The following is a 16,197-nucleotide window of genomic DNA, read 5'->3' as shown; positions in this document are numbered from 1 at the left end:
ATAGGAAAATGGCTTCCTGCACATTTCTGGCCACAACCGCCATTCTGTGCTGGAAGTGTTGCCTTCCCGTCAGCAGCGTATAGCATACGTTCACAAGATTCTGTTCGGTAAGGGAGTCGTTTTGCAGCCATTCCGCCAATTCATGGGCTTTGGCTTCCAGCGCTTCTTTCGTTTTGGCAGAAAGGGCGAACAGGAAATGGGAAGGTTCCACTCCTGGTTCGGGCTCAGGGTCTGACGCGTAGCTTTGAACGACCATATGAACATTTGTGCCGCTCATCCCGAAGGCGCTAACTGCGCCCAAGCGTCCGGATTCCGTTTCCGGCCAGGGGGTGCTGTCCTTGCTGACATATACGGGACTGTTTTCCCATTGTATAAAATCATTACCCTGCTCCAAATGTGTGCTGCCGGGAATCAGTTCATGACGGAAAGCCTGAACCAAATGAATCAGGTTGACCAGTCCGGATGCGGCAAATGTATGTCCAAAATGAGGCTTGTTGGATGAGATGGCACAGAAGGCTTTTCGATCCGTGTAACGTCTAAATGCTTCCTGCAACGCGCCTACCTCGACCGGATCCCCCAGTTTGGTCCCGGTCCCGTGCGAAACGATATATTCGATCTGTTCCGGATGGATTCCCGCTTGATCGTACACCGACTGGATCAGTTCCGACTGCGCAACCGCACTCGGCGCGGTAATTCCGTTGGTTCTGCCATCGTAATTGATTCCGCTGCCGCGGATGACCCCCAGGATCGGGTCACCGTCTTCTTCTGCTTTGGAGAGCCTTTTCAGCACGACAACGGCTACAGCCTCTCCGGGAACCAAGCCGTTCGCCCGTTTATCGAACGTCAAGCATTTCCCGTCTTTGGAGAGCATGCCGGCCTGGCTCATCGCCAAGTAAGGAGCGGGAGTAAGCATTAGATTCACGCCCGCGGCAATAGCGGTGTCGCATTCGCCGCTGCGGAGGCTAAGGCAAGCTTGATGTGCGGCGGCGAGGCCGGATGAACAAGCGGTATCGACCGTTAGCACGGGTCCTTTCAAATCCAGGAAATAGGATAATCTTGCCGCAAGGATCGCATTATGGTTGGAAGTAATTCCTTGTTCATGCAGGAGCTGCTGATAATCCCCTTGCTCGGCACCGACGAACATGCCGATACGTCCCTGCTTGATTTGGGCATCCCCATATCCAGCATGCTCCAACGCTTTCCACGATTCCTGCAGCAGAAGCCGCTGCCTCGGATCCATCGTTTCCGCATCCTTCGGAGCGATATCGAAGAATAAGGGATCGAACTCCTTAACACCGGGAAGACATCCCAGCCATTTGCTGTCCATGGATCCCTGCGCCCTGCCGGAATCGCTGTAGTACGAGCGCCAGTCAAACCGATCCTCGGGTATTTCCGAAACCTCGATACGCCCCTCGGCAAGGATGGACCACATTTCTTCGATGTTCCTGGCTCCGGGAAACCGGCCGCTCATGCCGATGATGGCGATGGGTTCCGGATGATCTTCAGACGACGATAAAGAAGCACGCGGCAGTCCCTTTGCGTCACTGTTAATCTCCATTGTCCGTATCCGCGTCGGGATAGGCTGTACTCCTTCTGCTGCGGGAGCTTCCCTGTAAAATTCAGCGATGACGTCCGGGAACTCCCGGCTCATGTAATGCACCAATTTATCAATCGTGGAATGGCCGAAGAAGACGGACGGAGAAAGCTCAATCCCGAGCAGTCCGGAGAGCCGGACGGCCAGTTGGGACAGGCTGATCGAATCAAAGCCGAAATCCGCCAAATTGGCGCTGCGATTCAGCCGCTCCACGGACAGATGAAGAATTTCCGAAATCTGCTCCTTCACGTCCAGCTCAAGGCATTGCACCTCTTGCAGACCGAGCATCTCCGCTCTTCGTCCTGAGCCTGTGGACGGTTGAGCCATTGTCCTCTTCACCGTAACGGTTGATGATTCATTATTGACGATCGGCGTGCGTCTCGCCTGGTCTCCGATGAAGTATCGCTCCTTGGCAAATGGATACCCCGGCAGGCTGATGCGGCGCGGATTCATGTCCATGTACAAGCGTTCCCAGTCAAGCGTGGCGCCCTGCACCCAGAGTTCCGCTACAGTCGCGAACTGTTCATCCCGAACCCATGCCTCGATGTTCCGGTTGAATTCGGTTTGCACCTCTAACCGGGAAGCCCCCATGACGGTCCCGCGGAATAAGCCGTCCTGTAGGCTTCGCGGCTGATCGCTGACAAACTCCTCCAAAGTAACCCGCAGATCTTCCATGGAACTCGCCAGAAAAGCCAACCGTTCCTCCATAGCCTCTCTGCCTACCTGTAGCGTATAAGCGATGTCACCGATATCGGCTTCAAGCGCGAAATCGCCGTGGACGGCCTTAAGCAGCTGCTGCACTCTCATCTTTAGGCCGGCCTCATTTTTGGCGGAGAGGACGATGATGACCTGCTTTCGTAGCCTCGCCGATAACCGTGGATCTTCCGGTTTTTCCGGCAAATACTCCTCCAAGATGGTATGGGCGTTGGATCCTCCGGCGCCAAACGAGGAAATGCCTGCCCTGCGTGGATGGATACGTTTTTTTCCTTCCGCTTCGATCTCCGGCCTTTGCCATTCCTCTACATGCTGCTGCACCTTAAACGGCGTCTTCTGAAAAGAAATATTGGGATTAAGCCGCGCAGCATGCAGGCTTGGAACGAGCGTCCGGTGCTTCATCTGCAGAACGATTTTGGTCAAGCCGGCGATGCCGGCCGCCGCCTCCAAATGGCCGATGTTGGATTTGGCCGAACCGATTGCGCAGAAACCGGTATCCTGCGTATCCATGGCAAACGCCTGGTTGAGACCCGTAATCTCGATGGGATCGCCCAGTTCGGTCCCGGTTCCGTGAGCTTCAACGTATGTTATCGTTCTGGCGTCGACGCCAGCTTTATCGAGAGCCGCCCGGATCAGTTCGCCTTGAGCTTTCGGGCTTGGAACGGTATAACCGTTCGTTTTGCCACCGTGATTGATGCTAGAGCTTCGGATGATGGCCTGGATGTTATCCCGATCACGCACAGCGCGTGACAAGGGCTTCAAAATGACGACGCCGACGCCTTCGCCAGGTACGAAACCGCTGGCTCCTTCGCCGAAGCTGCGGCATTTTCCGTCCATGGACAGCATGTTTTGCGCGCTTAACAAGGAATAGCTTGACGGATGAAGATACAGGTTCACTCCTCCCGCAATGGCGACCTCGCACTCGTCCCGCCGAAGATGTTCGCAGGCTTCGTGAATGGCCGTCAAGGAGGAGGAACACATCGTGTCCACCGGCATACTCGGACCGTTGACATTCAGGAAGTACGACACCCGATTTGCCACGGAGCTGAACGATGTGTAGGGATGGGCAGTATCCCCCTTCTCTCTCAGCTCAGGCCCGTATAAATCGTGGCCCGTTTTCGTAATACCGGCATACACGCCGACCCGCCGGCGATGCCGGACTGCCAGCAGCTCGCGTGTATAACCGGCATCTTCCAGCGCATGCCAACAGGCTTGCAGGAACAAACGCTCCTGCGGGTCCATCATCATGGCCTCCTTCGGGGAAATGTTAAAGAATAGCGGATCAAACTCCGCAAATCCCTCCAAAAAACCGCCCCACTTGCTATAGCTCATGCCGCTTTCGACAGCCGTTCCGGGATCCGGCGTGTAAAAACCGTTTAAAGGCCACCGCTCTACAGGCACTTCGGTAATGCAGTCCTTCCCAGCCATCAAATTGCTCCAGAATTGTTGGATATCATCTGCCTGGGGATAACGGCCGCTTATCCCGATGATAGCGATGGGTTCATTTGCCGGCTCCTCCTGTCGTTCCGGTGGATCCGGCTGCAGCGTTCCAGGCAAGGCTGATGCTGCCTGACGTTTTTTTCTTCGGGATACCAGAGTCGGAAATACGCTCTGTGCTTGCTCCTCCGCCTCTTTGTTCGGCGTGGTCGTTTCCTGATCGGACTCATTTTTGGAGCCGCTCCAGCGGACGCATGCATCGGTATGGGCCGATGACAGATAATCCGCAACCTCTCCCAGCGTCATGTATTCATAAAATAAGGTTTTGCTCAGATCCCCAAAAATCTCCTCCAGCTGCCGATTCATTTGATTGACGATCAAAGAATCGATGCCGTAGCTCTCCAGCGGTTCGTGAAGGCTTATTCGGGAAGACGGTACCTGGATTGTTTTCCCGAACAGCTCTTTAAGCTGTTCGGCGGTACGTTCCTTAAGCAAATCCGAGTTTAAATGAGCAAGCGCTGCATCGGTTCGCGCCAAGGAGCTAGTGGATTCAGAAAGACGCGAGCTTTCAGCCGTTCCTACCAGCTCATGCCTCCAGCGTTCGATATCTCCGGATAAGGTCATGATCTGATCATGTTTGGTCGCGATTCCGAAATATAGAACCTCGAGTCCGTCCGACGTTTCCATGGCGGTCAGTCCCCGGTTTCCGTTCCTGCCGGCATCCGTATGGTTTGCGACTTCCATTCCCCCATCTTTCCAGAGCGGCCAATTGATCGAAATCGTCCGGCCGGATCTCAATCCTTCCGCAGCGAGCCGGTTCCGGTAGGCCGCGTATGCATCCATGTAGGCATTTGCCAGTGCATAATCCGACTGTCCCGGGTTGCCGAGGCTTCCGGCGATGGAGGAGCACAGCACCAGGAAGTCCAAGGCAACGTCTTGTGTGGCTTGATCCAGCAGGGTTAGCCCCGTCACTTTAGGGGACAACACCCTGTGCATTTCCTCAACCGTTTTCCTAATGATATATTCGTCCTGGATGACCCCCGCGCAGTGGATGATTCCGTTCAGAACGCCGTATTTGCGTATCAGAAGCAGGACCAGGTCGTCGACCTGATCCTTGTCCGCGATATCGGCTTGAATATACTCGGCATTCGACCCTATGGACCTAAGAAATGCCAGCTGCTCTTCTTTATTCGCGTCTAAGGGAGCGCGACCCGAAAGGATGACGACAGGGCGGCTGGCCTTTCGGCAGATATCGGCTGCAAATTGGCGCCCGAGTCCACCCATGCCTCCGGTAATCAGGTAGACTCCGCCGTCTTTCCAAGGGGTGACTGCACCCCTTTCATCCATCTTCTCTTCCCTCCAGCCCAAACGGCTAACAGACCCGAATTGAATCCGGAGTCTTTCGCAGCAGCCAGTGGACCTCGCTTCCAGGATCCAATGAACAAATGCTGTTTCGTTCACTCCTTCATCAATCTCGATCAGCTGTGAGACAATCCGGGGGTTTTCCTGACGAGCCGTATTTAATAAGGCATACAGTCCCGTCTGCAATTTGCGCTCTCCTGCTGAATGGACGACGAGCTGAACCAACACTTTTCCTGTGCCTTTGTCTTTGATCGCATCCTGAACTGCTAATAACATCCGATCGGCATTTTCCATCAAATCCAGATCCGGCCGATCTGGGCGGCTGCATGCCAAAACGATTTGCTGCGTTTCAGGCAGCCTGCTGCGGCAGAGATCCTGGAAGAGAGGTTCTAGTCCGCACATAAACAGAATGTGCTTCGCATAAGCAGCATCTGCCGCATTAACCTCAATAGCCTGAAAGTCCGTTTCTTGATAAAACGGGGTGAGTTGTAGAATATCTGCGGATGGTACTGTTTTGCCGGATCCATCCCCGTGGGTCGGTCTGCTCATCATCTCATCTCTCCCATTTCTGAAATTGATACGGCGGAACGGAAATCGCGCTCGGGCATTTTCACCGTAAAATGACCGAATCGCGCACACAGAGTTCCCTTTGAATCATACAGGTCCAATTCTATAGTCCGCGTCTCACTGTAGCCGCCATCTTGTCCGCTTAGCGAGACGTACACCCACATGGCACGGTCACCCGTGTCCTTGATTCGAATTTCTGCGGCGGTGATCGGAAGAGAAGCCGCACGGAAACGAATCGGTTCGCGCAGCGGATTCACTCTAGTCCAATCGATCGCGCAAGCTAGCTGAAGAGCTTGATCCAATACGATGGGGTGAATCAACATTCGGTGGTCTTGGTGATTCGGCAAGTAGTCCGCGGAAATTTTGGCCAGCGCCTTCCCGTCTCCTGCCCATACGCCCTCGATGACCCGCTGTTCAGGCGCATAGCGGATATCGGATGTTTCAAATGAACGGTACCACTCCTGTTTCGTCCAGGTTTGGATGGAACAGCGGGCTTGAATCGCCGAAAGATCTGCGCGTTCTTCCGGGATCTTCTCCCAAAGAACCGACCCTTGATTGAGTACGACCGGCTCGGGCTGTGCACCCTCAGCCAGCGGCAGTGCCCGAATTTCATAAGCGAAGGTCTGGTCCTCTTCGGCAAACAGCTCCAGTTCCAAGGTGACACCATCCTGCACCAGATCTAGCGGTTTGGACCATGCCACGTCCCGAAGAACGATGTCCTCAGCCGGCAGTTTTAAACTATTGGACGACAGCGCGGCACCTGCTCTCGCCATTTCCAGGCAGGCTGCTCCAAGAAGACGGTAACTCCCTTTTTCCTGGAGCTTGTTCAGGTAATCCTCATTTCCAGTTATGATCGAACGGTATTTTACGCCGGACAAATCGGACACATTGTCATGCAGCAGCGGGTGGCGTTCTGATGGAGATCCGGAGAGATGATGCAATGTCCTCGCTGCTTCTCGTTCCTTGGAAGATTCCGAAATCCAGTAGCTTCCTTTTTCAAATGGATACGACGGAAGCGAGACAACAGTATGCCCGGTCCCTTGGTACAGAGCCTCAATATCCAGAACATAGCCTTGAACGAAAAGCTCTGCTACGACCGTCAAGCGTTCCATATACTCGTCCGGCTCATGGATGCCCTGCAGCTCATGGATGCATTGATTTCCGTATCTTTTTAGAGTGAGCCTCTCGCTGCGTTCGTTTTCCTGAAACGAAGCCGTAAAGACTTGCTGTTGCAGATAACCATCTGACAGCCACCCATGAAGGAGCGATTGTAGCTCAACCTCCGACTTGACCACGCAGGCAAACCTGTGGTTCAAATGCTTTCTACCCAGCAGCAGCGTGTAGCTGATGTCGGCAAGCGGCGCTTCTTTGTGCTCAGCCATGAAGTCCGTCAACTGTCGAACCTGCTCACGCAGCTGCTCAGAGGTCCGCGCGGACAAGGCGATCAGGTGCCCCGGCCGACTGGCCGATACTCGCTTTGGAGCTATAGCCTCTTCGATGACGACATGGGCGTTGGTTCCGCTGAAACCGAACGAGCTGACGGCGGCAAGCCTTGGGCGCTGCCCTTCCGGAGTCCATTCTTTCAAGCTTGTATTGACGTAGAAAGGGCTGTCTCCGAACGAAATGCCGGGATTGCCCTTGTGGAAATTCAGCGTTGGCGGAATTTGCCCGTGTTTTAAAGCGAGCAATATCTTGATGATGCCGGCCACGCCCGCCGCGTGCGCGGCATGCCCGATATTGGTCTTGATCGAGCCGATCGCGCAGTAGCCGCTTCGGTCGGTATACTTGCGGAAAGCTCGCGTAATCGCCTGGTATTCGATTGGATCGCCCAGTTTCGTTCCGGTGCCATGCGCTTCGACGACTTGAATATGCGAAGGGTCGATGTCGTATTTGTCATATACGCCGCACTCCAGCCTTTCCTGGGACAGGGCGCTTGGCGCGGTGATCCCGTTGGTCGTCCCGTCTTGATTGAGCCCGCTGCCCCGAATGACCCCGTAAATCCGGTCCTCGTCCGCCAAGGCCTCCTTTAGACGCTTCAGGACCAGAACGCCGGCTCCCTCTCCGGGGACGAAACCGTCGGCACGTTCGTCGAACGTGTAACTGTGCCCCTTAGCCGATAGCATCCCTGCCTTGTTGGTGCTCAAATAATACCAAGGCGTGGACTGAAGGAATACGCCCCCGGCTAATGCCATGTCCGTCTCCCCGGACCTCAGGCCCTGGCAGGCCAGGTGGACGGCGACCAGCGAGCTGGAGCACGCCGTGTCAATGGCGATGGCGGGCCCTTTCAAATCCAGATAATAGGCGATTCTGGCAGGGACGACCGACCCGGCCATTCCCCAAAAGGCCTGCGGCGGACGCTCGCTTCCCGCCAGAGACGAATAATCGCCGGACCCACCCAGGCAGCCGACATACACGCCGCACTGGCTTCCCTGAATGCGGGTGCCTGCATATCCGGAGTCCTCCAGCGCTTTCCAGCATTCCTCCAAAAAGACCCGCTGCTGCGGATCCATGTAGGTGGCTTCCAGTCCGTTAATGTTAAAAAAGAAAGGGTCAAATTGATCGATGTCGTCCACAAATCCCCCAGCCTCGCAGAATGTCGAGCCCGGCGGATAGTGGTCGGACAGTTTCCACCTAGGAGAGGTGCCGATCAGCTCCTCGCCGCGGGATAAGTGATCCCACAGCTCGTTTACGTCGGCCGAACCGGCAAATCTGCCGCTCATTCCGATGATCGCGATCGGTTCGCGTTCCTCCTCCCATCCCTGCGCATCAAATGGATTTCCGCTTTCCTGCGCTGAAACGAACCGCTCGCTTTCCAAGGTAGGATAGTCCATCGACCCGAAGCTCTCCTGTCCAGAATCCTCAAGTTCGTCTTCCGCTCCAATATTCAAAGCAGACGCAGGCGGCGAAATCTCTGCCAGTGTACCGGCAGCACCCTCCCGGTGATCCTTCAAAATATACGTAGTCAACTGTCGGACCGAACTGTAATCAAATAAAGTGGTCGTATCCAGTTCGATGTTTAGCGCCTGATTCAAAATTTGCACGAGGTGGACTCCGATAATCGAGTCAAGTCCGTAATCGGCAAACGATTCATCCAGATCAATATCCTGCGAATGCACCTTCAGCGCCTCGGACAGCTTGTCCACGATCACCTCCCTGACATGTTGCTCCAGTCTCTGGGAAATCATCTCTTCGTCATGGGCTTGAGATGGCTGTGAAGCGGCGAGGATCGTCCGTGCAGCATCGCTGGTCTGGTCGTCGGATTCTGTTCTAACACGCTTCGACTCTTGTCCGTGAATCACGTCAGATCTTCCGGATTCAGCCAGCGGACCGTTTCTAGTTCCGCTCAAGAATGATTTTCTTCCTACAGTTCGGCTGCGGTCCACGCCATGCACGGACGTTCTGATGCGAATCGTGCCGTCGCTTGCCGCGGCAATGATTTGCTGTCCCAAGGAATGGGCATGCACTGCCGGAAACTCAACCTGCCCATACCCTTCGCTTTCCAGCGCTGACTTCCATGACTCAGGATACAGTCCTGGACATCCCGGTATCCGGATTTCCGGATCGTCATACAACCACCAGCCTTCAAGGAGCCCAAAGGTCAGATGGGCGAGAAGACGACTGCTGCTAAGTTCGTTGATCAGAAGATGACCGTTTTTCTTCAGCAGCGCCTTGGCATGTCGCAGCGTCCGGCGCGTGCTTCTCGTCGCGTGCAGTACGTTGGCCGCGATGGCAATGTCGAACCTGCCTTTTTTGTTCATCCATCCCGTTCCGGGATCATCGACATTGAATAAATCGTAAGTCAGATAGGAGACATGAGGGCCATACTCATTTTCCGCGTGATGAAGAAAGGCTTTAGAAATATCCGTGTAACAGTACTCCTCGATCCGGTCCTGATAAGGCTGAAGCCTGCGGAAAAGCAGACTGCTCGTCCCTCCGGTTCCCGCTCCGATTTCAATCAGCCTGACTTTGTAGGACGGGTCCCGGCGCCATATCTCATGGAGGATGGCCACGGCCGAATCCGCCAGCACCTCGTTGAAGTAGTCTGCCACAGGGTTGTTTTTATAGATTCCTTCCACCCGGCGCATGGAGGAATTCGGGAACATCATATCGGTAGCACGGATTTTACCGCTTAAAATATCAGGGAGTGCCTCCAGCATCGTTTCGGCCAGGCTCATCCAAGGTTTCAGGCTTGAATCGGTCACCCACTGTTTCTTATGCTCATCCCAAGCGGATCGCGCGAAATCCGGATTCTGCGTAACATCTTCCGCTAAGCGATACGACTCGCCGGCTCGGATCAGCCGCCCTTTCCTGGTCAATGCTTCCAGGCTCTCCTCCAGCCAGCGGGTATATCGAGGAGAAATTTGGGTGCGCTTTTGAAAATCATCGCGAGTGCCGCTTATGTCATGGAACATCCCCATGGATGCGAGTCGTGACAGAAGCATGGATCCGAGCACATCATCCGCTTCGCCTGCCAGAACGAAACCTTTCTCCAGATCCAAGACGGTTTGGTTTCGGTCCGGAAGCTGCTGCAACCACGAAAAGGAACCGCTGTCCGAATCCGGCAGCACTTCCACCCGATCTTCGGTGCTCATGCCTTCCACCACAAGTTCCCGAGTCGTTCGAATCATCGCCATTTGCCGGAACGGAGCGGATAGCAGAAGCTCTACCGCTTCCATCCCGTCCGCCGGCTCGATCAATCCCATGCCGATGCGCTCCAGCTGCTTGACCTCCTCGGAAGCATTAGCTTCCGGGCTGCTCCAGTAACCCCAGTTCATGATTTTGACCGGGCATGACCACTCCTGGGACATCCGGTGGGCGAATGCGTCTTTGAACGCGCTGCCCGATGCGTAATGGCTTTGTTTCGCATTTTTAATGAAGCTGATCAAGGAGGAGAAAAACAGCACGAAATCCAGCGGTTCTTCTTCAAACACTTTTGCCAGCCTTACGCTGACATCCACTTTGGCGCGGAGCGCGGCCCGAAACGATTCTTCGCTCATTCCGGCAAGCTCCTGATCGTTCAAAACCATGGCGGAATGGATGACGCCGTTAATGCGCGCATGCTTCCCCTTTATATGCAAGTAAGCTTCATACAGTGAATCCTCGCTGGATGCGTCAGCTGACAGGTACTCGGGCTCCGGTCCAAATGCGGCGAGCCGGCCAGCTTCGCTCCGAATCCCTTCATCCAGCTGTCTTCGTCCGATCCATACGATATGGGCCTGATAAGTGCGTACCATATATTCACTGAAAGCTCTTCCGATGCCACCGGCACCGCCGATGACGACATATACCCCGCCGGTTTGCAGCAGGGATCTTTCCGGCCGTACCGGAGCATGGACCCGGATCAGCGAATGCTTATGCCACTTCCCGTTTCGGTAAGCCCATGGGTGGCCGCGACGGTCGGCCGAAAGCGAGAACAGGGTGTCCAGCGGCCAGTTGCTTTCACTCTCGAGGTCGGCAATCCGGACGGACCAGTTCGCATATTCTTTCACCATGGATCCTGCCAGTCCGTGAACTCCCGCATGGGCGGGCTGAACCTGCTCCTTGCCCGATACCGGCAGGGTTTCCGTCGTAATGATGGTCCACTGCAATGGCTGTTCGTCATAACGCCGATCCAGGAATGCCTGAATCCATCGGAATAAAGGAAGAATCCCTTGTTCCTGGGCTTGAATCCAACCCTCAGAATCGGCCCAACCGGACTTAGACTCTGGAGCGATCCACACGACATGTTCGATGCGGCTTAAGTTCCCCAGCCTCGCGCTGATCGCGGAAACCGAATCTTCCTCAGCGGGCACCAGCACGCGGGCATCTGGAAAATAACGCCGGATGCGATCCGCTTGGCGACCTCCCCCCACAATTAACATTCCTCCTTTAAGGGGTGAAGGGGTGAGAGCGGATATGGTGCCTCCCGGGACTTCATCCCAAACCGGAATTAGATGGACGTTTCCTACAAGACTCTCCGGCAAATGATCGGCATCTTCTTCATGCGGGTCGGATCCGCTGTTGAATTGACTCGCCTCATCGGCATGATACCGCTCCTCCATTTCCTTCGTGTTCCGATTGAATTGCGTTTCCTTTGCATTTGGATCGGATATCCTTGAGGCAAGCGCTCCTTCCAGAACCCGGGTCGAAAATCCTTTCATCCGCACGCACACCCGGCCGCTGGTATCGCATAAATCGATATCCAGTCTTTGCGTGGTTACCGTAGAATCCTCTCTCTGCCGGATCCATGCCCACATTTCAGCTTCGCATGGTGCGTATAACTCCATTTCCTGGAGTGCAAACGGCATCAACGGGTTGGAAGTGCTGGAAGGATGGCCGCTTGATGTTCGCGAAAGCTTGTGCAGCCCGATTGTGGCCTGCAGCGCTGAGTCCATCATGCCGGGATGCAAAACGTACCCGTTTTCACCGGGTGACATCCCATTTTTCAGCAATAACTTGGCAAGGACTTGGCTCTCCCCGACATGAATGACGTCGATGCCCTGGTGTGTCTGACCGTACTCCATGCCTAGGAGCCTGAAGTTCTCGTAAAGGTTGGAAGAAGGAAGCGATTGGATTCTGCAAACCTGTAAGATCCGATCCAGGTCCAGCGCAGGCGGACTCGCCGCAGATTCATCCGTTTCCGCTCGCCCGGAACTATGGATGACTCGTCCCTCTCCCTCGCCGCCACTATAGATTTCAAAAGAAATGCGGCCGCTGTGATCCTCGAACAACCGGATGGTCAGCTTGTTTTCCGAATCGTCCGCCACAAACGGCCGAATCCATGCGATGTTTTTCAGCCGCATCCCTTGAGAAGCTTCCTTGTGGGCTGAGCGCCCGAGGGAATACATCGCGGCTGCCCGTGCCATCTCCAGGTAGGCGACGCCAGGAAGAACTTTGCTGCCTTGCACCCTATGGTCTGTCAGAAAAAATTCCCCACCTGACAGCCGTGTCTCAAACCGCTGCTCTCCGAAAACAGACACGTTTTTATGCAGCAGCGGGTGGATGGGTGCGATCGTATTAGTGACCGGGATCGTCTGCCGAGGACCCGACGTAACCGTCATGTCCACCGGGATCCAGTACCTTTCCTTGGCAAAAGGGTACGTAGGCAGGCTGATTCGGTTAGGCTTATCGTTCCCATAGAGCCCTGCCCAATCGACAGCTGTTCCGAGAACCCAAGCGTTTGCCACGCGTTCGATATCTCCGGTTTGCTCCCATAAGTAGATATCCTCCTTCCGGAACGCTTCCGGACCTGATGAAATTGGTTTCACTTGCCCCCTGAATATACCCGGCCACGCTTCGTCCCCATCCAGAAACGCCCGAAGACTTTGAATAAGTTCATCCACCGTATCAACGACGAACAGAATCCGCTCCTCTAAGGAGACCCGTCCAACCTGCAGCGTATAGGCGAGATCCTGCAGGAAAACGTTGTCCTGATCCGTGTGGTCCTCCTGCAGCACATCACCAACAAGTCCAGCATCCCCGTATGTATCCTGAATTTGCTCAGCATACTCGTTTATCAGGTAGTCTGCGACGGAAGAAACCGTGCTTCGCTGGCCCCACTCGGATTCGTCCATTTCGATATGAAGCTCATTGCGGAGCGTTTCCTTCAGCAGCCCGAAGTGAACCGGCTCAATGCCGTAGTCTCCCCACGGAATGCCGGTTTCGATTAAATCATCACGAACAAACAGGATGCGGGCCAGGTATCCGCGCAATGCCGCTTCTAGCCGTTCCTTAACACGATTTTCAAGCGGTTGCTGAGCGGAAATTCGTTCTTCAATCTTTCCGATTTTCTTGCCCTGCAGCAGGTAATCCAGAATACGCTCGGCATATGCCCTGAGCCGTTCAGAATTTTTGGCTGATAATGGTACGGCCGCCCTCGTTACCCGCTGGTTTTCATTTCTGTCCTGCTGCGCAGTGCTTCTGGACGGTCCCACATATTCCTCCAGCAAAAGGTGGGCGTTGGAGCCTGTTGCCCCAAAGGAGCTCAGGCCGGCGCGTCTAGGCAAAGTTACTTGTAGCCCGTCTTGCTCCACCACAGGCTGCATCCACGCCTCCGTCTTGTTCTGGACATAAAACGGAGATCGGTCGAAATCAATATAAGGATTCAGCTCCTCCGCATGAAGGGAGGGAACGAGCGTTTTGTGGTAGATTTGCAGGGCGGCTTTCTGCAAGCCGATGACACCTGCCGCGGATTCCGCATGCCCGATGTTGGACTTGACCGACCCGATCGCGCAGTATTGGCGATCCTGAGAATCGCCGCCGAAAGCGCGGATCAAGCCTTCCATCTCAATCGGATCCCCAAGCGACGTTCCTGTGCCATGGGCTTCTATGTATCCGATCGTCCGCGGATCGATTCCGGCCTGCGACAAGCAGTCGGCAATAACTTCCGCCTGTGCGACCGGCCCGGGAACCGTGAACCCGCTTACCGATCCGACATGATTCACCGAACTGGCTTTGATAACGGCATAAATGCGGTCCCGGTCTTCAATGGCTTTACCCAGCGGCTTCAGCAGCACTGCGCCTGCCCCTTCGGATGAGACGTAACCGTCCCCGTCCTTGCCGAACGTCCTGCACCGGCCGTCGCTGGAATGCATCCCCCACAGTCCGTACGTCACGTACTTGGCCGGATGGAGCGACAAATTGATCCCTCCGGCCAGCGCGACCTCGCTTTCCCCCCGCCGCAGGCTTTCCACGGCCAAATGGACGGCGGTCAATGAAGATGAGCACAGCGTATCGACCGTCATGCTCGGTCCATGAAAATCGCAATAGAACGAAACCCGGTTTGCAATCGGACCGGTCTGCAGCGACAGCGGGAAAGTCTCCCCACGTGACATCGCATCCGCCCCGATGAGCGAATAATCCTTATGCATGACACCGGCAAATACGCCGACTCTGCGCCGGGCATTAATGCCGTGCGGCGGTACGATCGTGTCGGGCGTATAGCCCGCATCCTCCATCGTCTCCCAGCAGACCTCGAGAAACAAGCGTTCCTGGGGATCCATCGTTTCCGCTTCCCTTGGGGAAATCCGAAAAAACTTCGGATCAAACGCATCCGGGTCGTCGATGAACCCTCCCCATGTGGAAATGTCTTTTCCCGATGGGGATTTGATATGCCCCATGCTCTCTCGGTCCCATCGCGAGGAGGGGATTTCCGTCACGCAGTTTTTTCCGTCCAGCAGGTTCAACCAGAATTCATGCATATTCTCTGCCATTGGATACCGGCCGGCCATGCCGATGATGGCAATGTCCCCCTCCGATCCCGAGCCCTTCGATGCACCAGATATAGGCAGCTGTATCCTTCTCTTGCCAGATGGCTTCCTATCATGTTGCCGTTCCTGCTCGTCAGGCGGTACCGGCGGCATGAATATGTCATGGTAATGTTCTTCCAAATAGGAGGCAAGTTCCTGGATCGTTGTATGTTCGAATAACAACGTCGGCGACAAAGGCGTACCAATCCTGGACTCCATGGCCTTCACCATCCCCAGTAATCCCGAAGAGTCCAGACCAAGCTCGTAGTACCCGGCACGCCGATCGATCTGATCTCCAGCCAAACCGAGCCTGTCCGCCAGAATATCGACCAGAAACTGTTCGATCGATCCAAGCGTTCCGCCGCTCTCCCGCGAAGCTAAGGGGTAACCCGTTCCGGATACGGCTTCTTCGATAGTCTCGTTTCCGTTCCACTCCGGTCTTGAATCAACGCTGATCAGGCCGGCTTCGCGAACCCGCTTGACCGTAAAATTTCGCAGCTCGGCCACCTTGCTTCCTTGGGAATTGAAAAATTCCATCGTCCAGGAGATCAGCTCGTTCCGCCGGACGACCGAGTCTTTCCGGACAAGGGTGTGACATTGCAGCTGCAGAGGCTCCACGGCGCGAAATGATTCATAATACAAGGGCAGATACAAACGCGGCTCATCGGATACCGGAGGTGCCAGGAATCTCGCTGCCCCCACCCCGCTGCCGTCGATAAGCGCAGGATGAAACAAAAACTGCCGCGCGCTCGGCTCGGCATCGGGTGCGACGCGAACGTCCAAGATCATGGATTCCGGCCGCTCGTAAAGCATCCCCTCCGCTTTGATCCATCCGGTGTGGACCAACTGCTGCTCGCGGTACTCGCCGTATAATCGCTCCAGCGGCACTACAGCAGGTGCGGCGTGTCGATCCGGTTTAAAATCCAAATGATCATTGATAAAAGCGGCCGCCTCCGTCAGGTGCATTTCAGCTTCGGCATATAATTGGCTTTCACCGGGCGACCAATGGTCTCCGGAAGAATGCCCTTGGTACCCTTGGAGCCGAATCCCCCATATGCCGGCCATCTGGCGATCGGCAATCAATTCCAGCCTCACGCCTTTTGAACCGCTGATCAGCAGCGGCCTGTGGATGGCCAGGTTGCGCAGCTCCAGCTGCCGAAAGGAGAAGCCGTGCTTGTTAAACGCCTGATAAATCAGGTCAATATATGCCAAACCCGGCAGTAAAGGCTGCCCGAATGCTTGATGGCCCGCGATGATTGGGTTGCGGGCAGACAGATTAAAGTGTTCGTGTATCAC

At 55.1% G+C, this 16,197-nt stretch carries 2 protein-coding genes (1 of these 2 running past the window's edge); both read right to left on the bottom strand.

What is annotated here, in order from left to right; translation table 11 throughout:
* Positions 1 to 5,659 carry the start of an SDR family NAD(P)-dependent oxidoreductase gene (locus CJP46_RS07615; RefSeq protein WP_094594931.1) on the bottom strand. It extends 12,656 nt beyond the left edge of the window, so the window shows 5,659 of its 18,315 coding nt (coding positions 1-5,659); it begins with the start codon at positions 5,657 to 5,659; its stop codon lies beyond the left edge, outside the window.
* Positions 5,656 to 16,197, bottom strand: a complete 10,542-nt coding sequence (locus CJP46_RS07610) for an SDR family NAD(P)-dependent oxidoreductase (RefSeq protein ID WP_179281065.1) — start codon at positions 16,195 to 16,197, stop codon at positions 5,656 to 5,658. Before CJP46_RS07610 ends, CJP46_RS07615 begins: the two co-directional genes overlap by 4 nt.

Source organism: Paenibacillus sp. XY044, from assembly GCF_002257645.1.
Taxonomy (GTDB): domain Bacteria; phylum Bacillota; class Bacilli; order Paenibacillales; family Paenibacillaceae; genus Paenibacillus_AQ.
Note: the sequence above shows the minus strand (reverse complement) of the source record. Positions and strands in the feature narration are given on the sequence as shown.